The 23,278-nt window shown below is 72.7% G+C and carries 21 protein-coding genes; 18 read left to right on the forward strand and 3 right to left on the reverse strand.

The features are described 5' to 3' along the window. Positions 1 to 48: 48 nt before the first annotated feature. The 11 genes from rlmN (at position 49) to glmM (ending at position 8,703) form a co-directional block, all read left to right on the forward strand. On the forward strand, positions 49 to 1,224 hold the full coding sequence (rlmN, locus tag AVL61_RS01305) for a dual-specificity RNA methyltransferase RlmN (protein WP_058872636.1): 1,176 nt from the start codon (positions 49 to 51) through the stop codon (positions 1,222 to 1,224). A 265-nt stretch (positions 1,225 to 1,489) separates the two neighbouring features. Continuing rightward, positions 1,490 to 1,711, forward strand: coding sequence for a translation initiation factor IF-1 (gene infA, locus AVL61_RS01310; protein ID WP_017833319.1), 222 nt, complete (start codon positions 1,490 to 1,492; stop codon positions 1,709 to 1,711). 55 nt (positions 1,712 to 1,766) lie between these two features. Beyond that, positions 1,767 to 1,880, forward strand: a complete 114-nt coding sequence (gene rpmJ / locus AVL61_RS01315; protein WP_017833320.1) for a 50S ribosomal protein L36 — start codon at positions 1,767 to 1,769, stop codon at positions 1,878 to 1,880. 170 nt (positions 1,881 to 2,050) lie between these two features. Further along, complete coding sequence (gene rpsM, locus AVL61_RS01320; protein ID WP_017833321.1) at positions 2,051 to 2,419, forward strand: 30S ribosomal protein S13; 369 nt, start codon at positions 2,051 to 2,053, stop codon at positions 2,417 to 2,419. A 91-nt stretch (positions 2,420 to 2,510) separates the two neighbouring features. After that, entirely contained in the window at positions 2,511 to 2,915 is a 405-nt protein-coding gene (gene rpsK / locus AVL61_RS01325) for a 30S ribosomal protein S11 (RefSeq protein ID WP_058872541.1), read from the forward strand. Positions 2,916 to 3,052: 137 nt separating this feature from the next. Beyond that, positions 3,053 to 4,060, forward strand: coding sequence for a DNA-directed RNA polymerase subunit alpha (locus AVL61_RS01330; RefSeq protein ID WP_017833323.1), 1,008 nt, complete (start codon positions 3,053 to 3,055; stop codon positions 4,058 to 4,060). A gap of 67 nt (positions 4,061 to 4,127) precedes the next feature. Beyond that, on the forward strand, positions 4,128 to 4,889 hold the full coding sequence (rplQ, locus tag AVL61_RS01335) for a 50S ribosomal protein L17, sunset domain variant (protein WP_058872542.1): 762 nt from the start codon (positions 4,128 to 4,130) through the stop codon (positions 4,887 to 4,889). A gap of 112 nt (positions 4,890 to 5,001) precedes the next feature. Beyond that, positions 5,002 to 5,970, forward strand: coding sequence for a tRNA pseudouridine(38-40) synthase TruA (gene truA / locus AVL61_RS01340; RefSeq protein WP_231738231.1), 969 nt, complete (start codon positions 5,002 to 5,004; stop codon positions 5,968 to 5,970). A gap of 260 nt (positions 5,971 to 6,230) precedes the next feature. Next, complete coding sequence (gene rplM, locus AVL61_RS01345; protein WP_017833326.1) at positions 6,231 to 6,674, forward strand: 50S ribosomal protein L13; 444 nt, start codon at positions 6,231 to 6,233, stop codon at positions 6,672 to 6,674. Positions 6,675 to 6,707: 33 nt separating this feature from the next. After that, positions 6,708 to 7,214 (forward strand): 30S ribosomal protein S9, encoded by a 507-nt coding sequence (rpsI, locus tag AVL61_RS01350; protein ID WP_058872543.1) that lies wholly within the window; start codon positions 6,708 to 6,710, stop codon positions 7,212 to 7,214. 133 nt (positions 7,215 to 7,347) lie between these two features. Next, positions 7,348 to 8,703 (forward strand): phosphoglucosamine mutase, encoded by a 1,356-nt coding sequence (gene glmM / locus AVL61_RS01355; RefSeq protein WP_058872544.1) that lies wholly within the window; start codon positions 7,348 to 7,350, stop codon positions 8,701 to 8,703. Between the two features lie 80 nt (positions 8,704 to 8,783). Here glmM and mscL read toward each other — a convergent pair whose 3' ends face one another. The 3 genes from mscL to coaA form a co-directional block, all read right to left on the reverse strand. Continuing rightward, the gene (gene mscL / locus AVL61_RS01360; protein WP_058872545.1) at positions 8,784 to 9,176 is read right to left on the reverse strand and encodes a large conductance mechanosensitive channel protein MscL; all 393 of its coding nucleotides are present in this window, start codon (positions 9,174 to 9,176) and stop codon (positions 8,784 to 8,786) included. 85 nt (positions 9,177 to 9,261) lie between these two features. Continuing rightward, entirely contained in the window at positions 9,262 to 10,119 is an 858-nt protein-coding gene (locus AVL61_RS01365) for a M15 family metallopeptidase (protein ID WP_058872546.1), read from the reverse strand. After that, the gene (gene coaA, locus AVL61_RS01370) at positions 10,119 to 11,075 is read right to left on the reverse strand and encodes a type I pantothenate kinase (protein WP_058872547.1); all 957 of its coding nucleotides are present in this window, start codon (positions 11,073 to 11,075) and stop codon (positions 10,119 to 10,121) included. Before coaA ends, AVL61_RS01365 begins: the two co-directional genes overlap by 1 nt. Positions 11,076 to 11,247: 172 nt before the next feature. Between coaA and AVL61_RS01375 the strand changes: the two genes are divergently transcribed. The 7 genes from AVL61_RS01375 to treY all read left to right on the forward strand — a co-directional run bounded on the left by AVL61_RS01375 (position 11,248) and on the right by treY (position 23,272). Next, the gene (locus tag AVL61_RS01375) at positions 11,248 to 13,317 is read left to right on the forward strand and encodes a PTS mannitol transporter subunit IICBA (protein WP_058872548.1); all 2,070 of its coding nucleotides are present in this window, start codon (positions 11,248 to 11,250) and stop codon (positions 13,315 to 13,317) included. After that, a complete protein-coding gene (locus AVL61_RS01380; RefSeq protein WP_058872549.1) occupies positions 13,317 to 14,462 on the forward strand; it encodes a mannitol-1-phosphate 5-dehydrogenase in 1,146 nt (381 codons plus the stop codon). Before AVL61_RS01375 ends, AVL61_RS01380 begins: the two co-directional genes overlap by 1 nt. Positions 14,463 to 14,586: 124 nt before the next feature. After that, positions 14,587 to 16,479, forward strand: coding sequence for a glutamine--fructose-6-phosphate transaminase (isomerizing) (gene glmS, locus AVL61_RS01385; RefSeq protein ID WP_058872550.1), 1,893 nt, complete (start codon positions 14,587 to 14,589; stop codon positions 16,477 to 16,479). Positions 16,480 to 16,573: 94 nt separating this feature from the next. Continuing rightward, a complete protein-coding gene (locus AVL61_RS01390) occupies positions 16,574 to 16,945 on the forward strand; it encodes a holo-ACP synthase (protein ID WP_058872551.1) in 372 nt (123 codons plus the stop codon). Beyond that, positions 16,942 to 18,510 (forward strand): NAD(P)H-hydrate epimerase, encoded by a 1,569-nt coding sequence (locus AVL61_RS01395; RefSeq protein ID WP_058872552.1) that lies wholly within the window; start codon positions 16,942 to 16,944, stop codon positions 18,508 to 18,510. Before AVL61_RS01390 ends, AVL61_RS01395 begins: the two co-directional genes overlap by 4 nt. A 133-nt stretch (positions 18,511 to 18,643) precedes the next feature. Continuing rightward, positions 18,644 to 20,830: a glycogen debranching protein GlgX gene (gene glgX, locus AVL61_RS01400; RefSeq protein ID WP_058872553.1), complete on the forward strand. Its 2,187-nt coding sequence runs from the start codon at positions 18,644 to 18,646 to the stop codon at positions 20,828 to 20,830. Positions 20,831 to 20,914: 84 nt separating this feature from the next. Next, positions 20,915 to 23,272: a malto-oligosyltrehalose synthase gene (treY, locus tag AVL61_RS01405; protein WP_058872554.1), complete on the forward strand. Its 2,358-nt coding sequence runs from the start codon at positions 20,915 to 20,917 to the stop codon at positions 23,270 to 23,272. Positions 23,273 to 23,278: the final 6 nt, after the last annotated feature.

Below are 23,278 nucleotides of genomic sequence, written 5' to 3' on the forward strand. Positions count from 1 at the left end.
GCCCGCCCCCCGACCGTCCAGGACCCGCGACCCCGCGAGGAGAACACCGTGGCCCAGCAGCCGCAGCAGACCACCACGACCCGCACGCCCGTCGAGCTCACCGTGAAGCCGCGGCCCGGCCAGCTGACCTTCTCCGCGCCGCGCCGCGGGAAGCCCCCGCGCCACCTCGCCGACTTCGACATGGCGGGCCGCCGGCAGTTCCTCGCCGAGCTGGGCCACCAGCCCTTCCGGGCGGGCCAGCTCTCCCGGCACTACTTCGACCGGTTCGCCACCGCGCCGGAGGACATGACCGACCTGCCCGCCGCCGGGCGGGAGGAGCTCGTGTCCCAGGCCCTGCCGCCGCTGCTGACGACCGTGCGCAGCCTGGAGGCCGACCAGGGCGCCACCGTCAAGAACGTGCACCGGTGCTTCGACGGGGCCACCGTGGAGTCCGTGCTGATGCGCTACACCAACCGGGTCACCATGTGCATCTCCTCGCAGGCCGGGTGCGGCATGAACTGCCCCTTCTGCGCGACCGGCCAGGCGGGACTGACCCGCAACCTCTCGACCGCGGAGATGGTCGAGCAGGTCGTGCAGGGGGCCCGGATGCTCCGCGGCGGGCGCGTCGGGCGGGCCGAGCAGGAGCCGCTGCGGGTCTCGAACATCGTCTTCATGGGCATGGGGGAGGCCCTGGCCAACTACAAGGCGTCGATCGGGGCGATCCACCGCCTCATCGACCCGTCCCCGGAGGGCCTCGGGATCTCCGCCCGCGGGATCACCATGTCCACCGTGGGCCTCGTGCCCGGCATCCGGAAGTTCACGCAGGAGAAGCTGCCGGTCACCCTGGCGCTGTCCCTGCACGCCCCCGACGACGAGCTGCGGGACGAGCTCATCCCGATCAACACCCGCTGGAAGGTCGACGAGGCCCTCGACGCGGCCTACGAGTACTACCAGGCCACCGGCCGGCGGGTCTCGATCGAGTACGCCCTGATCCGGGACATCAACGACCACGGGTGGCGGGCCGACCTGCTCGGGGAGAAGCTCAACGCCCGCGGCGGGGGCTGGGTGCACGTGAACCCGATCCCGCTCAACCCGACGCCGGGCTCCAAGTGGACCGCGTCCCGGCCGGGCGTGGAGCAGAACTTCGTGGAGCGGCTGCGCGCCCACGGCATCCCCACCACCGTGCGGGACACCCGCGGCTCCGACATCGACGGGGCCTGCGGGCAGCTCGCCGCGACCGTCTGAGCGCCGTCGCCCCCGGTCCGCCGGATCCGGCCGGGCCCCCCGGGGCCGCCTCCCGCGTTGCGGGAGGCGGCCCCGATCCCGTAGAGTGTCCTGTTGGTTGTCTGTGCTCCAGCGATTCCGCACTCATCGGACCGCGCCGACCCTCACCGTGCACCACGAACGGTGATGGTGCACGCGCACGGGTCCGCGGCGGCGTTTAACGACGATGTACACCCGAAACCCTGCCCGCCGCCCCGGCGGGGGGCACCTGAAGTTAGCGGAGGATATGGCCAAGAAAGACGGAGTCATCGAGATCGAAGGCACTGTGGTCGAGGCTCTGCCCAACGCGATGTTCCGCGTTGAGCTGAACAACGGTCACCTGGTCCTCGCCCACATCTCCGGGAAGATGCGACAGCACTACATCCGGATCCTCCCCGAGGACCGCGTGGTGGTGGAGCTCAGCCCGTACGACCTCACTCGCGGTCGTATCGTCTACCGCTACAAGTAGGACCGGCGGCCGTCCGGGCCGCACACCACTCGAGAGAACGACGCGAAGGAATGCGATGAAGGTCCAACCGAGCGTGAAGCCGATCTGCGACAAGTGCAAGGTGATCCGCCGCAACGGGCGGGTCATGGTGATCTGCGAGAACCCGCGCCACAAACAGCGTCAGGGCTGAGAGGCCCCGACCACCCCACGCAAGTGGATCGACATAGGCACCGCTCCCGACCGGAGAGATCCAGGCGGGCGCCCCCGGTACAGAGGCCGGGGACCGGCGGACGGACATGACGTCCCCGACCGGACAGCGATGCTCCAGACCTCTGGAACAGCACAAGGAGAACCGCCGATATGGCTCGTCTCGCAGGCGTCGACCTTCCCCGTGAGAAGCGGTTGGAGATCGCGCTCACCTACATCTACGGCGTGGGACGCACCCGCGCGCTGGCCACCCTGGACGCCACCGGCATCTCGGGCGACCTGCGCGTGCGCGAACTCACCGACGCCCAGCTCGTGGAGCTGCGCGACTACATCGAGGACAACTACAAGGTTGAGGGTGACCTCCGGCGCGAGGTGGCCGCCGACATCCGCCGCAAGGTCGAGATCGGCAGCTACCAGGGCATCCGGCACCGCCGCGGCCTGCCGGTGCACGGTCAGCGCACCAAGACCAACGCCCGCACCCGCAAGGGTCCGAAGCGCACGGTCGCCGGCAAGAAGAAGTAGCCCGCTGCCGCCCGCGCGCCGGGACCCCACGGTCCCCCGGGCGGCCCACCACCACTCTTCACCGCTCTTCAAAACTTTGTAGGAGATTTCCATGCCCCCGAAGACTCGCGCGACGGCTGCCCGCAAGCCGCGTCGCAAGGACAAGAAGAACGTCACCCAGGGCCAGGCCCACATCAAGTCGACGTTCAACAACACCATCGTCACCATCACCGATCCCTCCGGCGCCGTCCTGTCCTGGTCCTCCGCCGGCGAGATGGGTTTCAAGGGCTCTCGCAAGTCCACCCCCTTCGCGGCCCAGATGGCCGCCGAGGCCGCCGCCAAGCGCGCGCAGGAGCACGGCATGCGCAAGGTCGACGTGTTCGTCAAGGGCCCGGGCTCCGGGCGCGAGACCGCCATCCGCTCCCTGCAGGCCACCGGCCTCGAGGTCGGCTCCATCTCGGACGTCACCCCGAGCGCGCACAACGGTTGCCGCCCGCCGAAGCGCCGCCGCGTCTGATGTGAGCACGCGCACCGGGACCCCGCGGGGTCCCGGTGCGCGTGCCGACAACGGACCGGGCACCGGTCCGCACCCATCAACTGTTTTCCACCATTTGCGCGCGTCATATAGCGGATGCCCGCTGAAAGGAAACATCAGTGCTCATCGCACAGCGCCCCACCCTCTCTGAAGAGGTCGTGGCCGACAACCGGTCCCGCTTCGTGATCGAACCGCTCGAGCCCGGCTTCGGCTACACCCTCGGCAACTCCCTCCGCCGCACCCTCCTGTCCTCGATCCCCGGTGCTGCCGTGACCAGCATCCGGCTCGACGGGGTGCTCCACGAGTTCTCCACCGTGGAGGGCGTCAAGGAGGACGTCTCCGAGGTCATCCTCAACATCAAGAAGCTCGCCGTCTCCTCGGAGCAGGACGAGCCCGTCGTCGCCTACCTGCGCAAGCAGGGCCCCGGCGTCGTCACCGCGGCGGACATCACGGCCCCCGCCGGCGTGGAGATCCACAACCCGGACCTGCACATCGCGACCCTCAACGCGAAGGGCCAGCTCGAGCTCGAGCTGACCATCGAGCGCGGGCGCGGCTACGTCTCCGCCGCCCAGAACAAGGCCGGGGACGCGGAGATCGGGCGCATCCCGGTCGACTCGATCTACTCGCCCGTCCTGAAGGTGACCTTCCGCGTGGAGGCCACCCGTGTGGAGCAGCGCACCGACTTCGACAAGCTGGTCCTGGACGTGGAGACCAAGGAGGCCATCACCCCGCGTGACGCCGTGGCCTCCGCCGGCACCACCCTGGTCGAGCTGTTCGGTCTCGCCCGGGAGCTCAACACGGCCGCCGAGGGCATCGAGATCGGGCCCTCGCCGACCGATGCCGCGATGGCCGCCGACATGGCGCTGCCCATCGAGGACCTCGAGCTCACCGTGCGGTCCTACAACTGCCTCAAGCGCGAGGGCATCCACACCGTGGGTGAGCTCGTGGGCCGTTCCGAGGCGGACCTGATGGACATCCGCAACTTCGGCGCCAAGTCGATCGACGAGGTCAAGGCCAAGCTCGTCGACCTCGGGCTGTCCCTCAAGGACTCGCCCCCCGGCTTCGACCTCGCCGCTCGCGCCGCCGCGATCGACGACGAGAACCCGTTCGACGACGACGACCACTAGTCCTTCCCGCTGAAGTCCCACCGGCCGCCCGGCACGGACGGGACGAACTTCCAGGAGATCAACAACCATGCCTACTCCCACCAAGGGACCCCGCCTCGGAGGCGGACCCGCGCACGAGCGCCTGATGCTGGCGAACCTGTCGCAGCAGCTGTTCGAGCACAAGCGCATCACCACCACCGTGACGAAGGCGAAGCGGATGCGTCCCTACGCCGAGCGCCTGATCACCTTCGCCAAGCGCGGTGACCTGGCCGCCCGCCGTCGCGTGCTGGCGCAACTGAGCGACAAGTCCGTGGTGCACGAGCTGTTCACGACCATCGCCTCGGCGATGGAGGACCGCAACGGCGGCTACACCCGGATCACGAAGATCGGCAACCGCAAGGGCGACAACGCCCCCATGGCCGTGATCGAGCTCGTGATGGAGCCCGTCGCGACCAAGGCCACCGTCGCCGAGGCCGAGCGCGCCACCGAGAAGGCCGCCCCGGCCCCCGCCGCCCCGGTCGACACCCCGGCCGACTCCACCGCCGGTGAGGTCGCCGCCGAGGAGATCCCCGCCGACGAGCAGGCCCCCGAGGTCGGCTCCGAGCAGGCCGCCGAGGTCGCCGCCGAGAACACCGACGCGGAGTTCCCCGGCTCGCACGCCCCGCTCGAGTCCGGCGAGGCCCCCGAGGGCTTCGAGGTCAAGGGCAACAAGAACTCGATGAAGTACCACGTGCCCGGCTCGCGCTGGTACACGGGGACCACCGCCGAGATCTGGTTCGACTCCCCGGCCAACGCCGAGGCCGCCGGCTTCCAGCCGGCCGGTGGCGCCGCCGCGCAGAAGATGCGCTGACCGGGCCCGCTCGGACAGACACCGTGACGCCGCCGGGGACCTGGTCCCCGGCGGCGTCGTCGTGCCCGCCGACCCCCTGACCACACCCCAGGAGCACCCCCAGGAGCTGAGCATGAGCCCGTCCGTCCCCGCCGTGCGCGTGAGGATCGACCTCGCCTACGACGGCGCGCCGTTCTCCGGGTGGGCCCGGCAGCCGGGGCTGCCCACCGTCCAGGGAGCCCTGGAGGACGCCCTCGCCGTGCTGGTCCGCCGGGACGTGCGGGTCGCGGTGGCCGGGCGGACGGACACGGGCGTGCACGCGCGCGGCCAGGTGGTGCACCTGGACCTCGCGCCGGCGGAGTGGGCCGCGCTGGCCCGCGGCCGGGACGAGGACCCGGCGCTCGCCCTCGAGCGCCGCCTGACCGGGGCGCTGGCGCACGTCCTGGGCCGCGGCCGCCGGGAGCGGGGGCTGCCGGAGTGCCCGGGGGCGGTGGTCGTCCGCCGCGCGAGCGCCGCCCCGGCCGGCTTCGACGCCCGCTTCTCCGCCGTCTCCCGCCGGTACAGCTACCGGATCGACGACGGCGCGGCGGGCCGGGACCCGCTGACCCGGCACCTGACGTGGTGGTCGAAGGACGTGCTCGACGTCCCCGTGATGGCCGGGGCGGTGCGGGAGCTGGTGGGCCTGCACGACTTCCTGTCCTTCTGCCGCCCGCGCGAGGGCGCCACCACGGTGCGGGAGGTCCTGGACGTGTCCGTCGCCCGGGACCCCGGCGGGCTGGTGGTGCTGGAGATCGAGGCGGACGCCTTCTGCCACCACATGGTCCGCTCCGTCGTCGGCGCGGCCGCGCGCGTGGGCGCGGGCCGCGAGGACCCCGACTGGCTCGGCCGGCGGCTCGCGGAGCGGGTCCGGGACGCCCGGGTGCTGATGGCCCCGGCGCACGCCCTCGTGCTCGAGGAGGTCCGCTACCCGGGGGACGCCGCCCTGGGGGAGCGGGCCGAGCGCACCCGGGCGCTGCGCGATCCCGTGGGTCCCCGCCGGCCGCCCCGGGACGGGGACGGGCCGGCGGGCGCCGGCGGTCCCGGCCGCCCGCGGGGAGATTGACCGCCGGATCCTCCGGGTGTATGGCCCGAGTGGTCAACGGCCGCTCCATCCGGTAACGTGGGGTGCTGTTGTGCGTGTCCCGCCTCGGTTCACGTGTACCCGGATCCGCCGTCCAGTTGCAGGACGCATGGCGGTCCGGTGCACCGGGGTCTCGGGCACCGGATGCAGCTCGGCCCTCACCCGAGCCCCGGACGGCACACCGAGAAACGGCGTGATCCCAACTAGCGCCACCGAGATAACCCGAACGAAGGCAAACTAACGTGCGTACGTACACCCCGAAGCCCGGTGACATCCAGCGCCAGTGGCACGTCATCGATGCCACCGACGTCGTCCTGGGTCGTCTTGCCAGCCAGACCGCAACGCTGCTGCGCGGAAAGCACAAGCCGACCTTTGCTCCCCACGTGGACGCCGGTGATTTCGTCATCATCATCAACGCCGAGAAGGTGGCCCTGACCGGCTCCAAGCTCGAGAAGAAGCGGGCCTACCGCCACTCCGGCTACCCGGGCGGGCTCAAGTCCAGCTCCTACGCCGAGCTGCTGGAGAAGCACCCGGTCCGCGCCGTGGAGAAGGCCATCCGTGGCATGCTCCCGAAGAACAAGCTGGCCGCCCAGCAGATGTCCAAGCTCAAGGTCTACGCCGGCCCGGAGCACCCGCACGGTGCCCAGCAGCCGCAGACCTTCGAGTTCACCCAGGTCGCCCAGTAACCGGGCCTACGACAGAAACTAGCGAGGAACATCGTGGCTCAGAATACTGAAGAGCAGAACATCGTGGACGGCGAGGAGCAGCTGAGCAGCTACACCTCCGAGTCCGCCCCCGCCGAGGAGACCGAGGTCGCCGCCGAGCGCCCGGCCCTGACCGTCTCCGGCCAGGCCGTCGGCCGCCGCAAGGAGGCCGTGGCCCGCGTGCGCGTCGTCCCCGGCTCCGGCCAGTGGACCGTGAACGGCCGCACCCTGGAGAACTACTTCCCGAACAAGCTGCACCAGCAGGAGGTCAACGACCCCTTCAAGGTGCTCGAGCTCGAGGGCGCCTACGACGTCATCGCCCGCATCCACGGCGGCGGCCCCTCCGGCCAGGCCGGCGCCCTGCGCCACGGCGTGGCGCGCGCGCTGAACGAGATCGACGTGGAGAACAACCGCCCGACCCTCAAGAAGGCCGGCTTCCTGACGCGCGACCCGCGCGTCATCGAGCGCAAGAAGGCCGGGCTCAAGAAGGCCCGCAAGGCCCCGCAGTACTCGAAGCGCTGATCGGAGGGCCGGCCCGGCCCGCCCTCGGCCCCACGGACCCCGTCCGACCCGGTGCACCCCGGGTCGGACGGGGTCCGTTCGTTAACGCCCGCCTGCCGCCGTCCGGGGCGCGGGGAACGTAGGATGGGGGGCGATGTCTAGATTATTCGGAACGGACGGCGTGCGCGGGCTCGCGAACGACCTCCTCACAGCCAACATGACCCTGGACCTGGCCCAGGCGGCCGCGATCGTGCTCGGCCACGGCCACGCACGCGAGGGGCGGCGCCCCACGGCGGTCGTCGCGCGGGACGGCCGCGCCAGCGGCGAGTTCCTCAGCGCGGCCGTCACCGCGGGCCTGGCCGGGTCGGGCGTGGACGTCCACGACGCCGGCGTCCTGCCGACCCCCGCGCTGGCCTACCTCGTGGCGGACGTCGACGCCGACTTCGGCGTGATGATCTCCGCCTCGCACAACCCGGCCCCCGACAACGGGATCAAGTTCCTGGCCCACGGCGGGCGGAAGCTGCCCGACCGGGTGGAGGACGAGATCCAGCAGGTCTACGAGTCCGGGGACTTCCGGCGCCCCACCGGCGCCGGCGTCGGGCGCATCCACCTGCTCACGGACGCGGAGGACCGCTACGTCCTGCACCTCGTGGGCGCCATCCCGCACCGGCTGGAGGGGCTGCGCGTGGTCCTGGACTGCGCCAACGGCGCGGCCAGCGGGGTGTCCCCGGACGCGTTCCGCGGCGCGGGCGCCGAGGTGCACGTCATCGGCGCGGAGCCCGACGGCCTGAACATCAACGACGGCTGCGGCTCGACCCACCTGGAGCCCCTCCGGCGGGCCGTCGTCGAGCTCGGCGCCGACCTCGGGATCGCGCACGACGGCGACGCCGACCGCTGCCTCGCCGTGGACGCCACGGGCCGGGAGGTGGACGGGGACCAGATCATGGCGATCCTGGCCCTGGCGCTCAAGGACGCGGGCCGGCTCGTGGACGACACGCTCGTGGCCACCGTGATGAGCAACCTCGGGCTCAAGCTCGCCCTGCGCGAGGCCGGGATCGACGTGCGCGAGACCGCCGTGGGGGACCGCTACGTCCTCGAGACGATGACCGAGCACGGGTACAACCTGGGCGGCGAGCAGTCCGGCCACGTCATCATGTCCGACTTCGCCACCACCGGCGACGGGCTGCTGACCGGGCTGATGCTGGCCTCGCGCGTGGCCCAGACCCGTGCGCCGCTCGCGGACCTGGCCCGGGTCATGACGCGGCTGCCGCAGGTGCTGCTCAACGTGCGCGGCGTGGACCGCGCCGCGGTGGGCTCCAACCCCGGGGTGCAGGCCGCCGTCGCGGAGGTCGAGCAGCGCCTCGGCGAGACGGGCCGCGTGCTGCTGCGGCCCTCGGGGACCGAGCCCGTGGTCCGCGTGATGGTCGAGGCGGCGTCCGAGGACGTCGCCCGGGCCGAGACGGAGTTCCTCGCCGCCGTGGTGGAGCGCGAGCTGGCCCTGACCGTCTGAGCCGCCCGTCCCGCCCCGGGACGCGAGGGAGGCCCGCACCGTGATCACGGTGCGGGCCTCCGGCGCGTCCGGGGACGGGGTCAGGTGCGCCGGTGCAGGGCGTCGCGGATCTCGGTGAGCAGCTGCACCTGGGCGTCGGCCTCCTCCTCGGCCGGGTCGACGCCGAGGCGGCGGTTGCGGGCCTCGATCATCCTGTTCATGGGCAGCACGATCGCGAAGTACACGGCGGCGGCCACGAGCAGGAAGTTCACGAGCGCGGTGAGCAGGACGCCGAACCGGACGTCGTTGCCGTTGACGGTGAGCACCGCGAAGGAGTCGAAGTTCGGCGAGCCGACCAGCGCGGAGATGAGCGGCATCAGCACCGCCTCGACCATGGCGTTGACCACCTGGGCGAAGGCCGCGCCGATGATCACGGCCACGGCCAGGTCCAGCACGTTGCCCTTCATGATGAATTCCTTGAACCCCTTGAGCATGCTCACAGCGTAGAGGGTGACCGCCGGGCCGGGGCGCCGGGACGCGGGCGACGGCCGCGCACGCGGGGCCGGTCCCTGGCCGGGGTCAGCCGGCGGCGGGCCCGTAGTCCGGGGCCGGCGGCAGGCCCGAGAACTCCTCGAGCGTGGCCGCGCCCGAGCGCACCAGCTCCCGGGCCCGCTCCGGGCCCAGGTAGCGCAGGTGCCACGGCTCGTACCAGTAGCCGGTGGTGCCGTGCTCGCCCCACGGGTAGCGGACCACGAAGCCGTGCTCCGGCCCGTGCTCGGCCACCCACGCGGCGGCGGCCGTGCCGTCGAAGCACACCTGCAGGTCGCACCCGGAGCCGTCGCCGACGTCCACGGCCAGGCCCGTCTGGTGCTCCGAGTGGCCCGGCCGGGCGGACGCCGTGTCGGCGGCCGCGCGGCCCTTCCGCGCGACCCACCCGGCGTACGTGCCGGACTGCTCGGCGAAGGAGCGGTAGCCCGACACGATCCGGATCGGCACGCCGTCCGCCCGGGCCGCGGCGAGCAGCCCCCGCGCCGCGGCGGCCGCCTCGGGGCGCAGGAGGTGCCCCTCGACGTCCTCGAGCGCGGCGGGGGCCCAGTCCGGCGGGTCCAGGGGCCGCCGCTTGTTGACCACCACGGCGAGCGAGGCGGGGTCGTCGAGGTCGGGACCCGCACCCGGCTCCGCGGCGGGACCGGTGCCCGGTGCTGTCGTCGCCGCACCGGGCGGAGGCGCCGCGGCGGAGGGGGCCGAACCGGAGGGGGCGGGGCCGGAGGACGCCGGGCCGGAATGAGCCGGGCCGGAGGACGCCGGGACGGAGGGCGCGGCGGCGGCCGGTGGGGTCCCGGCGGGCTCCGGGGGAGCGCCCCCGGGATCCGGCGCGCACCCGGTCACGAGCAGCACGGCGGCCAGCAGGAGGGCGCCGGTGCGCGGGGCGCCCATCAGTTCTTGCGCAGGAGCACGCGCCGGATGGAGTGGTCGGAGTCCTTGGAGAGGATCAGCCGGGCGCGGCCGCGCGTCGGCTGCACGTTCTCGATCAGGTTCGGCTCGTTGATCCGCCGCCAGATGCCGGTGGCGGTGGCCACGGCCCCGTCGTCGGAGAGGTCGGCGTAGCGGTGGAAGTAGGACCCGGGGTCGGCGAAGGCCGAGTAGCGCAGGGCCTGGAAGCGCTCCACGTACCACCGCTCGATGTCCCCGGGCCGGGCGTCCACGTAGATCGAGAAGTCGAAGAAGTCGCTCAGCGCCAGCGCCGCCCGGTCCCCGGGGCCCACCTTGGCGGGGGCGAGGACGTTGAGCCCCTCGATGATGACCACGTCCGGGCGGGTCACCACGATCTCCTCGCCGGGCAGGATGTCGTAGCTGTGGTGCGAGTACCGGGGGGCCCGCACCTCGGGGGCGCCCGACTTGATCTTCGCGACGAAGCGCAGCAGGGCGCGCCGGTCGTAGGACTCCGGGAACCCCTTGCGGTCCATGAGCCCGCGGCGCTGGAGCTCCGCGTTGGGGTACAGGAACCCGTCCGTGGTGATGAGCTGCACGTTGGGGGTGGACGGCCACCGGGACAGCAGCTCGCGCAGGAGCCGGGCGGTGGTGGACTTGCCGGCGGCCACGGACCCGGCGATGCCGATCACGAACGGCGTCCGGGCGTGCTCCTCGCCCAGGAAGGCGTTGGTCGAGGCGTTGAGCCGGTTCGAGGACTCGTCGTAGAGGGTCAGCAGCCGCGAGAGGGGGAGGTACACCTCGCGCACCTCCTCGACGTCGAGCCGGTCGCCGAGGCCGCGCAGGTTCTCGATCTCCCGGGAGGTGAGCGGGACGTCGATCTCGTGGGAGAGCCGCGACCAGGTCTGCCGGTCGAGCTCCACGAAGGGCGAGGTGCGGTCGCTCAGCGTAGATGCGGTCATCGACCACAGTCTAGACCGAGCCCGGACGCGTGCGGCGAACGGCAGACAGGCGCGGTACCCGGGTGTAGATTTGGTCTCGACCGGGCACCGGCTGTGATCTGCCTCACAGTGGCACGCTGTGCGGGCGCTCCGCCGGAGGAGCACCACCTCGTTCGAGAGTCAGGACAGCACCATGGCGACGGCAACGACCTCAGACACCACAGCACCGGCGGGAGGGCGGTCGACGGCCGCCCGCGCGCACGTCCAGCGGTTCGGCACGTTCCTGTCGGGGATGATCATGCCCAACATCGGGGCGTTCATCGCCTGGGGCCTGATCACCGCGTTCTTCATCGAGGCGGGCTTCACCCCGTTCGGCCCGCTGGGCGGGTTCGGCGAGAACGCCGAGGGCGAGCCGTACACGGGCCTGGTGGGCCCGATGATCACCTACCTGCTGCCGCTGCTCATCGCCTACACGGGCGGGCGGATGGTCTACGACGTCCGCGGCGGCGTGGTCGGGGCGATCGCCACGATGGGCGTGATCGTGGGCACCGACATCCCCATGTTCATCGGCGCGATGCTCATGGGCCCGCTCACCGCGTGGCTGATGAAGAAGGTCGACAGCATCTGGGACGGCAAGATCAAGCCCGGCTTCGAGATGCTGGTGAACAACTTCTCGGCCGGCATCCTGGCCGCGCTCATGGCCATCTTCGGCTTCTTCCTGGTGGGCCCCGCCGTGCTGGCCTTCTCCAACGCGGCCGCGGCCGCGGTGGACTTCCTGGTGACCCGGGGGCTGCTGCCGCTGACCTCGATCCTGATCGAGCCCGCGAAGGTCCTGTTCCTGAACAACGCCATTAACCACGGCATCCTCACCCCGCTCGGCACCGCCCAGGCCCTGGAGCAGGGCAAGTCCATCCTCTTCCTGCTCGAGGCCAACCCCGGTCCCGGTCTGGGCATCCTGCTGGCCTACACGGTCTTCGGCCGCGGCGCGGCGCGGGCCTCGGCCCCCGGCGCGGCGCTGATCCACTTCGTGGGCGGGATCCACGAGATCTACTTCCCGTACGTGCTGATGAAGCCGGCGCTGATCCTGGCGGCGATCGCCGGCGGCATGACCGGGGTCTTCACCCTGACCCTCTTCGACGCCGGCCTGCGCGCCCCGGCCGCCCCGGGCTCGATCATCGCCGTCTTCGCACAGGCCACCACCGACAGCTACGTGGGGGTGGCGATCGCGGTGACGGCCGCCACCGCGGTGTCCTTCTTCGTGGCCTCGATCATCCTCAAGGCCTCCAAGGACAAGGGCGAGGGGGACCTCACGGAGGCCACCTCCCGGATGGAGACCATGAAGGGCAAGAAGTCCTCCGTGGCCTCCTCGGTGGTCGGCACCAGCGGCGGCGCGGACACCGGCGGGGACAGTGCCCGCGAGCTGGCCGAGGGCGGACCGGTGCAGCGCATCGTGTTCGCGTGCGACGCCGGCATGGGCTCCTCCGCGATGGGCGCCTCGGTGCTGCGGAACAAGGTCAAGGCGGCCGGCTTCGGCGACGTCAAGGTCACCAACGCGGCGATCGCCAACCTCACCGACGACTTCGACATCGTGGTCACCCACCAGGACCTGGCCACCCGCGCCCGGCCCAAGGTGCCCAGCGCCTCGGTGGTGACCGTCGACAACTTCATGGGCAGCCCCCGCTACGACGAGATCGTCGAGGCCGTGCAGCAGCGCAACGGCGCCACCGTCCCGGCGGGAGCGGGCGGCGCGGCGGCGCCGGCCGCCGCCGGGAGCGAGCCCGCCGGCGGTGACGCCGTGGCGGAGCCGGACGAGGACGCCGGCGCGTCCGGGGCCCCGATCCTCACCAAGGACCGGATCGTGATGGACGGCGGCGCGCAGAACGCCGGGCAGGCCATCGACGAGGCCGGAGGCCTGCTCGTGGCCGCCGGCGCCGTGACCGACGAGTACGTGACCTCCATGCACGAGCGCGAGGAGTCGGTGTCCACGTTCATGGGCAACGGCCTCGCCATCCCGCACGGCACCAACCAGGCGAAGGACAGCATCCGCGCCTCGGCCCTGTCGGTCGTGAAGTACCCCGAGGGGCTGGACTGGAACGGCAAGCCCGTCACCTGGGTGATCGGCATCGCCGGCAAGGACAACGAGCACCTCGCGATCCTGTCCCGGGTCGCGAAGATCTTCGGCAACAAGGAGAAGGTGCGGCAGCTCGACGAGGCGAGGACCTCCGACGAAGTGCTCGACCTGCTGGGGAAGGTGAACGACTGATGAAGTGCGTGCACTTCGGGGCCGGCAACATCGGCCGGGGCTTCGTCGGCCTGCTCATGCATCGTTCGGGCTACGAGGTCGTGTTCGCCGACGTGGCGGCCCCCCTGATCGACGCGCTGGCGTCGACCCCCAGCTACACGGTGCACGAGGTCGGCGCCGGCTCCCGCGACACGGTCGTCGAGGGGTACCGGGCGGTCAACTCGGCGGACGACCCGGAGGCCGTGGTCGCGGAGATCGCCACGGCGGACGTGGTCACCACCGCGGTGGGCGCGCACATCCTGAGGTTCGTGGCGCCCCTCGTGGCGCGCGGCATCGCCGCGCGCCCGGACGGCGCCGCGCCCGTGGCGGTCATGGCGTGCGAGAACGCCCTGTCCGCCACGGACCTGCTCGCGGAGGCCGTCCGCGCCGAGTACGACGGCGAGGACCTCGACCGGCGGGCGGTGTTCGCGAACACCGCCGTGGACCGGATCGTGCCCCAGCAGGACGGCGGCGGGCTCGACGTGGTGGTGGAGCAGTTCCACGAGTGGGTCATCGACCGCACCCCCTTCGCGGGGCGGGAACCGGTCATCGAGGGGGCGACGTACGTCGACGACCTCGTGCCCTACATCGAGCGCAAGCTGTTCACCGTCAACACCGGCCACGCCGCGTGCGCGTACTTCGGCTACCGCGCCGGCCGGCACCGCATCGCGGAGGCGATCGCCGACCCCGGGATCCGGGAACGGGTCGCCGCGGCGCTCGCGGAGACGCAGGCACTGCTCGTCGCCAAGCACGGGTTCGACGAGCAGGAGCACGCCCGGTACGTCGCGAAGATCCTCGACCGCTTCGCCAACGAGCACCTCCCGGACACCGTCGAGCGCGTGGGCCGCGCCCCGCTGCGCAAGCTCGGCCGGCACGAGCGCTTCGTGGGCCCGGCCGCCGAGCTGGCCGAACGCGGCCTGGGCACCGACGGGCTGCGCGCGGCCGTGGCCGCCGCCCTGCGCTTCGACCCGGCCGACGACCCGGAGGCCGTCCGGCTCGGCGAGATCCTCGGCACGCTGGCCCCGGCCGACGCCGTCCGGGAGATCACGGGGCTGGATCCCGGGCACCCGCTCTTCCCGCCGCTCGAGGACCTGGTGGCCGACGCGGCCCGGGAGCGCCGGGGCTGACCGAGCCCCACGGAAGGGCCCACAGGCGGGCCGGGCCCTGTCCCCAGAAGAGACGGGAACACGGCGCGGCCCGCCCGGTCCCGCACGCCCGGCCGGGCGGAATCCATGCGGTACTGTGAAGCGCATGTGTGGAATTGTTGGATATGTGGGCCCCTCCTCCCAGCGGACGGACGAGCGCGGCACCGGCTCCGGGCACGACGCCCTGGACGTGCTCGTGGAGGGCCTGCGGCGCCTCGAGTACCGCGGCTACGACTCCGCGGGAGTGGCCGTGGTCTCGGACGGCACCGTCGGCTTCCGCAAGAAGGCCGGCAAGCTGCTGAACCTCGAGCAGGAGCTGCTCGACAGCCCGCTGCCCCGCGCCACGACCGGCATCGGGCACACCCGCTGGGCCACCCACGGCGGGCCCTCGGACGTCAACGCCCACCCGCACGTCGTGGACGGCGGCCGGCTCGCCGTGATCCACAACGGCATCATCGAGAACTTCGCCGAGATCAAGCGCGAGCTGGTCGAGAAGGGCCACGCGTTCGTCTCGGAGACCGACACCGAGGTCGCGGCCGTGCTCCTGGCCGACACCTACAACGACCTCGGCGACCAGGACCTCACCGCCGCCATGCAGGTCGCGTGCCGCCGGCTGGAGGGGGCGTTCACGCTCCTGGCCGTGCACGTCGACCACCCCGGGCGCGTCGTCGCGGCCCGGCGCAACTCCCCGCTGGTGCTCGGGCTCGGCGAGGGCGAGAACTTCCTCGGCTCCGACGTCTCCGGGTTCATCGACTACACGCGCGATGCCGTGGAGCTGGGCCAGGACCAGGTCGTGTCCATCACGGCCGACGACTACGAGATCACCGACTTCCACGGCAACCGCGCCGACGGCAAGCCGTTCCGGGTGCTGTGGGACGCGGCCGCCGCCGAGAAGGGCGGCTTCCCGTCCTTCATGGAGAAGGAGATCAACGAGCAGCCCTCCGCCGTGGAGCAGACGCTCATGGGCCGCACCGACCCCGACGGCAACCTGGTCCTCGACGAGCTGAAGATCGACGAGGCGGTGCTCCGCGCCGTGGACAAGATCGTCGTCGTCGCCTGCGGGACCGCCGCCTACGCGGGGCAGGTCGCCCGCTACGCGATCGAGCACTGGTGCCGGATCCCCACCGAGGTCGAGCTCGCGCACGAGTTCCGCTACCGGGACCCGATCGTCAACGAGCGGACCCTGGTGGTCGCCCTCTCCCAGTCGGGCGAGACCATGGACACCCTCATGGCGGTCCGGCACGCCCAGGAGCAGGGGGCCAAGGTCGTGGCCATCTGCAACACCAACGGCTCCACGATCCCGCGCGAGGCCGACGCCGCGCTCTACACCCACGCCGGCCCCGAGATCGCGGTGGCCTCGACCAAGGCGTTCCTGGCCCAGATCACCGCCGCCTACCTGCTGGGCCTGTACCTGGCCCAGCTGCGCGGCAACAAGTACAAGGACGAGATCGGGCAGATCCTCGCCGAGCTCGAGGCCATGCCGGCCAAGATCCAGCAGGTCATCGACACCCAGGCCGGGATCAAGGCGCTCGCCCAGTCGATGAAGGACGCCGCGTCGGTGCTCTTCCTGGGCCGCCACGTCGGCTTCCCGGTCGCCCTCGAGGGAGCGCTCAAGCTCAAGGAGATCGCGTACATCCACGCCGAGGGCTTCGCCGCCGGCGAGCTCAAGCACGGGCCGATCGCCCTCATCGAGGAGGGGCAGCCCGTGTTCGTCATCGTCCCCTCCCCGCGCGGGCGGGACTCCCTGCACGCGAAGGTCGTCTCCAACATCCAGGAGATCCGCGCCCGCGGGGCCGTGACGATCGTCATCGCGGAGGAGGGGGACGAGGCCGTCGCCGACTACGCCAACCACATCTTCCGCGTGCCGCAGTCCCCGGTGCTGCTCCAGCCGCTGCTGACCACCGTCCCGCTGCAGATCTTCGCGTGCGAGCTGGCCTCGGCCAAGGGCTACGACGTGGACCAGCCCCGCAACCTCGCGAAGTCCGTGACCGTCGAGTAGTCCGCGCCCCTCGAGCGGTCCGCGACCGTTCCGCCGCCGGCCCGCCGCCCCGGATCCTCCCGGGCGGCGGGCCGGCGGTCGTTAGGCTGGGACCATGATCATCGGCACCGGCATCGACGTGGTGGACATCGCCCGCTTCGAGGAGCAGATCGCCCGCACCCCCGGCCTCGTGGCCCGGCTGTTCACCCCGCTCGAGCGGGACCTGCACGTCCGGTCGCTCGCGGCGCGCTTCGCGGCCAAGGAGGCGGCGGCCAAGGCGCTCAAGGCCCCGCCCGGCATGATCTGGCAGCACTGCTGGATCGAGAAGGACCCCTCCGGCGCCCCGGTGCTGTGCACCGAGGGGACGGTGGCCGAGGAGGCCCGCCGGCAGGGCATCGACCGGTGGCACCTCACCATGACGCACGACGGCGGGATCGCGATGGCCATGGTCATCGCCGAGCGCGCCGGGGGCGGGGGACCGGCGTGATCGCGGCGTGGACCGGGGAGCAGGTGCGGGCGGCCGAGACGCCCTTCCTCGACCGGGGGCACGGCCCCGCCCTGATGCGGCGGGCCGCCCACGGCCTGGCCCTGGCCTGCGCGCAGCATCTGCGCGGGCGCCGGGGACGGGTCGCCGGGGCCCGCGTGCTCGTGCTCGCCGGGACCGGCAACAACGGCGGGGACGGGCTGTGGGCCGGGGCGGAGCTCGCCCGCCGCGGCGCCTCCGTGCTCGCCGTGGCGGTCGGCGACCGGCTGCACCCCGAGGGCGCCGCGGCCCTGGCGGCCGCGGGGGGCCGGGTGCTGCGCGCCGGGGACGGCGGCCCCGCCCTCGGGCCGGCGGCCGAGCACGTGCTCGGCGCCGACCTCGTGCTCGACGCCGTGCTGGGCACCGGCGCCCGGGGCGGGCTGCGCGGGCCGGCGGCGGAGCTCGTCCGCACGGTCCTGGAGCGGTGGCCCCGCGAGGGGGGACCGGCGGTCGTGGCGTGCGACGTCCCCTCGGGCGTCTCCGCCGACACGGGGGCGGTGGCCGGGCCGGTCCTGCCCGCGGACCTCACCGTGACGTTCGCCGGGGCCAAGGCCGGGCTGTTCCTGCCCCCCGGGGACCGCTGGTGCGGGCAGGTGCGGACCGTGCCCCTCGGGATCGAGGACGCCCTGCCCGCCCCCGCCCTGCGCCGCCTGGAGCCCGACGACGTCGCGGCCCTGTGGCCGCGGCCGGGAGCCGCCTCCCACAAGTACTCCCGGGGCGTGGTGGGCGTCGTCGCCGGATCCCCGACCTATCCCGGGGCGGCGCTGATGTGCACGCGCGCCGCCGTGGACGCCGGCGCCGGCATGGTCCGCCACCTCGGCGACGCCGCGATCCGCTCCCTCGTGACCCTCACCAGCCCCGAGGTCGTGGCCTCCGAGGACCACCCCGACGACGTCCACGTCCAGGCGTGGGTCGTCGGCCCCGGCGCCGTGGGCGACGCCGCCCAGGAGTCGCGGATCGGCGCCGTGCTCGCGGGCGGGCTGCCGGCGGTCGTCGACGCCGGCGCGCTCGACGCGGCGGCCCGGGCCGCCGCCGACGGGATCCTCGGCCCCGGGAAGGTCCTGACCCCGCACGCCGGGGAGCTCGAACAGGTGCTCGCCTGGCTCGCCGCCCTGGGCGGCGGCGGGGAGGCCCCCGACCGGGCGGCGATCGAGGCCGAGCCCGCCCGGTGGGCGCGCGCGGCCGCGGAGGCCACCGGCGCCGTCGTCGTCCTCAAGGGCGCCACCACCCTCGTCGCGGCCCCGGACGGGACGCTGCTCTCCCAGGCCGACGGCAGCCCGTGGCTGGCCACCGCCGGCAGCGGGGACACCCTCGCGGGGATCATGGGCGCAGCGCTCGCGGGCTGCGCGGAGGACCCGGACGCCTTCGCCGCCGCGGGGGAGTGGGCGCGCGGGGAGACCCGGCTCGCGGTGGCCGCCGCCCTCGCGGTCGCCGTGCACGGCCGGGCGTCCCGGCTCGAGGGGCTCGGCCCGGTCCCGCCCACGGCGCTGTCCGCGAACGTGCGCACGGTCCTGCGCCTGGGCCCCTGAGGGCGGGTCCCGGCCCCGGCGGACCGCCCGCGGGACCCGGACGGCTCCCGGCCCCGCTAAGGTTGTACCCACTTGCCCCATACCCAGCCCGCTGACGGTGACCCCTGCCCGGCGGTACGACAGGAGATCCCCTATGGAAGTCTGGCCAGGTCAGCCCTATCCCCTCGGAGCCACCTTCGACGGGACCGGCACGAACTTCGCCCTCTTCAGCGAGGCCGCCGAGAAGGTCGAGCTGTGCTTGTTCGAGGAGGACGGCACGGAGACCCGCATCGAGGTCACGGCCCAGGACAGCTACGTCTGGCACTGCTACCTCCCGGCCGTCCAGCCCGGGCAGCGCTACGGCTACCGGGTGCACGGACCGTGGAACCCCGCCGAGGGCCAGCGCTTCAACGCGGCCAAGCTGCTGCTCGACCCCTACGCCAAGGCCGTCTCCGGCCAGATCGACTGGGACCAGGCGCTGTTCTCGTACGACTTCGGCGACGAGGACTCGTTCAACGACGAGGACTCCGCCCCCCACATGATGATGGGCGTGGTGATCAACCCGTTCTTCAACTGGGAGGGCGACCGCACCCCGCGCACGCCGTACCACAAGTCGGTGATCTACGAGGCCCACGTCAAGGGCCTCACCCAGCAGCACCCCGACGTCCCGGAGGAGCAGCGCGGCACCTACGCCGGCGTGGCCCACCCCTCGGTGATCGCCCACCTGCAGAAGCTCGGCGTCACCGCCATCGAGCTCATGCCCGTGCACCAGTTCGTGCAGGACAGCACCCTGCTGGAGCAGGGACTGCGCAACTACTGGGGCTACAACACCATCGGCTTCTTCGCCCCCCACAACGAGTACCACTCCACCAACGACCTCGGCGGCCAGGTCCAGGAGTTCAAGGCCATGGTGCGCGCCCTGCACCAGGCCGACATCGAGGTCATCCTCGACGTGGTGTACAACCACACGGCCGAGGGCAACCACATGGGCCCCACCCTGTCCATGAAGGGCATCGACAACCAGGCCTACTACCGGACGGTGGAGGGCGACCAGAAGTACTACATGGACTACACGGGCACCGGCAACACCCTCAACGTCCGCCACCCGCACTCCCTGCAGCTCATCATGGACTCCCTGCGCTACTGGGTGACCGAGATGCACGTGGACGGCTTCCGCTTCGACCTCGCCTCCGCCCTGGCGCGCGAGTTCTACGACGTGGACAAGCTGGCGACCTTCTTCGAGCTCGTCCAGCAGGACCCGGTCGTCTCCCAGGTGAAGCTCATCGCCGAGCCGTGGGACGTGGGCCCCGGCGGCTACCAGGTCGGCAACTTCCCGCCCCAGTGGACGGAGTGGAACGGGAAGTACCGGGACACGGTGCGCGACTTCTGGCGCGGGGAGCCCGCGACCCTCGGCGAGTTCGCCTCCCGGATCACGGGCTCGGCGGACCTCTACGAGCACAGCGGCCGCCGTCCGTTCGCCTCGATCAACTTCGTCACCGCCCACGACGGCTTCACGCTGCGGGACCTCGTCTCCTACAACGAGAAGCACAACGAGGCCAACGGCGAGGGCAACAACGACGGCGAGTCCCACAACCGCTCCTGGAACTGCGGTGTGGAGGGCCCCACCGACGACCCGGAGGTGCTCGCCCTGCGCTCCCGCCAGCAGCGCAACTACCTCGCGACGCTGCTGCTGTCCCAGGGCACGCCCATGGTGCTGCACGGCGACGAGCTGGGACGCACCCAGGACGGCAACAACAACACGTACTGCCAGGACAACGAGCTGTCGTGGATCAACTGGGAGACCATGGACGGCCCGCTCACCGAGTTCGTGGCCGCCGTGACCCACCTGCGCCACGACCACCCGTCGTTCCGGCGCTCGGAGTTCTTCGACGGCCGGCCGGTCGAGATGGACGCGGACGACACCGGCCGCCCGATGCCCGACATCGCGTGGCTGACCACGGACGGTGCGCCGCTCAAGCCCGCCGACTGGGACGAGCCCCTGTCCCGGTCCTTCGGGATGTGGCTCAACGGCAACGGCATCGCCGGCGTGGACATGCGCGGGCGGCCCATCACGGACGTGAACTTCATCGTGTACTTCAACTCCAACCCGGAGGCCGTGAAGTGCAAGCTCCCGCCGGTGCGCTACGGCCGGCTGTGGGAGGAGGTCATCGACACCGCGGGCAAGTACGCCGACGGACAGATCCGCAAGGCCCGCTCCTCGATCGTCCTCGAGGGCAAGTCCATGGTCGTGCTGCGCGCCTACGAGGCCCCCGAGGAGGAGCCCGACGCGTCCGTCGCCGCGTCCGTGGCCGCGTACGCGAAGACGCCGCAGGACCAGTGACCTGACGGCCCCGGCAGGCTGTCGACCCGGACACGGGTCGACAGCCTGCTGGTGTTTCCGGGGCCGGGCCGACAGACTGGAGCGGTGCGCACACCGACATCGACCTACCGACTCCAGATCACCTCCGACCTGACGCTCGACCGCGCGGCGGGGCTCGTGGACTACCTCCACGACCTCGGCGCCGACTGGGTCTACCTCTCGCCGATCCTGCGGGCCGTCGACGGCTCCGACCACGGCTACGACGTCGCGTCCCCCGCCGAGGTGGACCCGGTCCGGGGCGGCGTCGCCGGGCTGAAGGCGCTCGCCGACGCCGCCCACGCCCGCGGCATGGGGGTGCTGGTGGACATCGTCCCCAACCACCAGGGCGTCGCCGCCCCGGAGCAGAACCCCTGGTGGTGGTCGCTGCTGGCGCAGGGACAGGACTCGCCGTACGCCAGGGCCTTCGACGTCGAGTGGGCGGCCGGCGGCGGCAGGGTGCTGATCCCCGTGCTGGGCGACGGCGACGACGAGCTCGCGCAGCTGCAGGTCGAGGACGGCACGCTGCGCTACTACGACAACGTCTACCCGCTGGCCGAGGGCACGTGGGCGGAGGGCGACGACCCGCGGGACGTCCACGACCGGCAGCACTACGAGCTGGTGCACTGGCGCCGCGGCGACGCCGAGCTCAACTACCGCCGGTTCTTCACCGTCGCCACGCTCGCGGGCGTGCGCGTCGAGGACCCGGAGGTCTTCGCCGAGTCGCACGCCGAGATCAAGCGGTGGATCGACGAGGGCCTCGTCGACGGGCTGCGCATTGACCACCCCGACGGGCTGCGGGACCCGCGGCAGTACCTCGAGCGGCTGCGGGAGCTCACCGGCGGCGCCTACGTCGTCGTCGAGAAGATCCTCGAGCCCGGCGAGCGGCTGCCCCGCGACTGGGCCACCGCGGGCACCACCGGCTACGACGCCCTGGGCACGATCGACCGGCTGCTGACCGACCCGGCCGGGGAGTACGCCCTCACGAGCCTGGACGCCCGGCTCCGGGACGGCGAGCCCGTGCACTGGGACGAGATGATCCACGGCACCAAGCGCGCCATGGCCGACGGCGCGCTGCTGGCCGAGGTCCGGCGCCTCGCCCGCCTCGTGCCCGAGGACGCCGGCCTCGGTCGGACCGCGGCCGAGGACGCGCTGGCGGAGATCCTCGCGAACTTCCCCGTCTACCGCAGCTACCTGCCCCAGGGCGCCGAGCACCTGCGGGCGGCCCTCGAGGCGGCCCGGGAGCAGCGCCCGGACCTCTCCGACGCGATCGGGACCCTGGGCGGGCTGCTCGGGGTCGACGCGACGGACGAGGCCGAGCTCGGGGAGCTCGCCCGCCGCTTCCAGCAGACCTCCGGGATGGTGATGGCCAAGGGCGTCGAGGACACCGCGTTCTACCGCTTCACCCGGCTGACCTCCCTGACCGAGGTGGGCGGCGACCCGTCGCACTTCGCGCTGACGCCCGAGGAGGCCCACGCCGAGCTCGCCCGTCGCGCGGCCGAGGAGCCCCTGGCCATGACGGCGCTGTCCACGCACGACACCAAGCGCTCCGAGGCGGTGCGGGCGCGGATCACCGTGCTCGCCGAGTCCGGGGAGCAGTGGGCCGGCGTGGTCGGCACCGTCAAGAAGCTCGCCGGGGAGGCGGGGGCCCTGGTGGGCGACGGCCCGCTCGTGAACCTCGTGCTCCAGGCCGTGGTGGGCGCCTGGCCCGTCTCGCAGGAGCGGGTGCTGGACTACGCGCTCAAGGCCGCCCGCGAGGCCGGCAACTCCACCGCGTGGGTCGACGGGGACGCCGGCTTCGAGGAGCGGCTCACCCGGTTCGTCGAGCTGGTCTTCCACGACCCGCAGATGCGGGCCGTGGTCGAGGGCTTCGCCCAGCACGTCACCCCGGCCGGCTGGGCGAACGGGCTCGCCGCCAAGCTCGTGCAGCTGACGATGCCCGGCGTCCCGGACGTCTACCAGGGGTCCGAGCTGTGGGCCGAGTCCCTCGTGGACCCCGACAACCGCCGCCCCGTCGACTTCCGGGAGCGGGCCGCCAAGCTCGCCCGCCTCGACGTGCCCGTGGGCGGCACCGCGGACGGGATCCCGGCCGTGGGACCGGACGCCGCCGCCAAGCTGCTCGTCACCAGCCGCGCCCTGCGGCTGCGCCGGGACCACCCCGAGCTGTTCACCGGCTACACCCCGCTCACCGCGTCCGGCCCCCGGGCCGGGCACGTCTTCGCGTTCGACCGCGGCGGCGCCGTGACCGTGGCCACCCGCCTGCCCCTGGGCCTCGCGTCCGCCGGCGGCTTCGACGCCGAGACCCTCGAGCTGCCCGCGGGCGACTTCGAGGACGTGCTCACCCGCCGCCGGCACACGGGCACCGTGCCGGTGTCCCGGCTGCTGGCCGACTACCCCGTGGCGCTGCTGCGCCGGAAGGACTCCTGAACCTCC

The organism is Kocuria rosea subsp. polaris (assembly GCF_001483755.1).
Lineage (GTDB): Bacteria > Actinomycetota > Actinomycetes > Actinomycetales > Micrococcaceae > Kocuria > Kocuria cellulosilytica.

What these genes read in the sequence shown, in the direction of transcription:
- AVL61_RS01390 (WP_058872551.1), top strand. Translation starts at nt 16,574, where the DNA reads ATGATCATCGGCACCGGCATCGACGTGGTGGACATCGCCCGCTTCGAG.
- AVL61_RS01380 (WP_058872549.1), top strand. Translation starts at nt 13,317, where the DNA reads ATGAAGTGCGTGCACTTCGGGGCCGGCAACATCGGCCGGGGCTTCGTC.
- infA (WP_017833319.1), top strand. Translation starts at nt 1,490, where the DNA reads ATGGCCAAGAAAGACGGAGTCATCGAGATCGAAGGCACTGTGGTCGAG.
- glmM (WP_058872544.1), top strand. Translation starts at nt 7,348, where the DNA reads ATGTCTAGATTATTCGGAACGGACGGCGTGCGCGGGCTCGCGAACGAC.
- coaA (WP_058872547.1), bottom strand. Translation starts at nt 11,075, where the DNA reads ATGACCGCATCTACGCTGAGCGACCGCACCTCGCCCTTCGTGGAGCTC.
- truA (WP_231738231.1), top strand. Translation starts at nt 5,002, where the DNA reads ATGAGCCCGTCCGTCCCCGCCGTGCGCGTGAGGATCGACCTCGCCTAC.
- glmS (WP_058872550.1), top strand. Translation starts at nt 14,587, where the DNA reads ATGTGTGGAATTGTTGGATATGTGGGCCCCTCCTCCCAGCGGACGGAC.
- rpsM (WP_017833321.1), top strand. Translation starts at nt 2,051, where the DNA reads ATGGCTCGTCTCGCAGGCGTCGACCTTCCCCGTGAGAAGCGGTTGGAG.
- AVL61_RS01375 (WP_058872548.1), top strand. Translation starts at nt 11,248, where the DNA reads ATGGCGACGGCAACGACCTCAGACACCACAGCACCGGCGGGAGGGCGG.
- glgX (WP_058872553.1), top strand. Translation starts at nt 18,644, where the DNA reads ATGGAAGTCTGGCCAGGTCAGCCCTATCCCCTCGGAGCCACCTTCGAC.
- rpsK (WP_058872541.1), top strand. Translation starts at nt 2,511, where the DNA reads ATGCCCCCGAAGACTCGCGCGACGGCTGCCCGCAAGCCGCGTCGCAAG.
- rpmJ (WP_017833320.1), top strand. Translation starts at nt 1,767, where the DNA reads ATGAAGGTCCAACCGAGCGTGAAGCCGATCTGCGACAAGTGCAAGGTG.
- mscL (WP_058872545.1), bottom strand. Translation starts at nt 9,176, where the DNA reads ATGCTCAAGGGGTTCAAGGAATTCATCATGAAGGGCAACGTGCTGGAC.
- AVL61_RS01365 (WP_058872546.1), bottom strand. Translation starts at nt 10,119, where the DNA reads ATGGGCGCCCCGCGCACCGGCGCCCTCCTGCTGGCCGCCGTGCTGCTC.
- rplQ (WP_058872542.1), top strand. Translation starts at nt 4,128, where the DNA reads ATGCCTACTCCCACCAAGGGACCCCGCCTCGGAGGCGGACCCGCGCAC.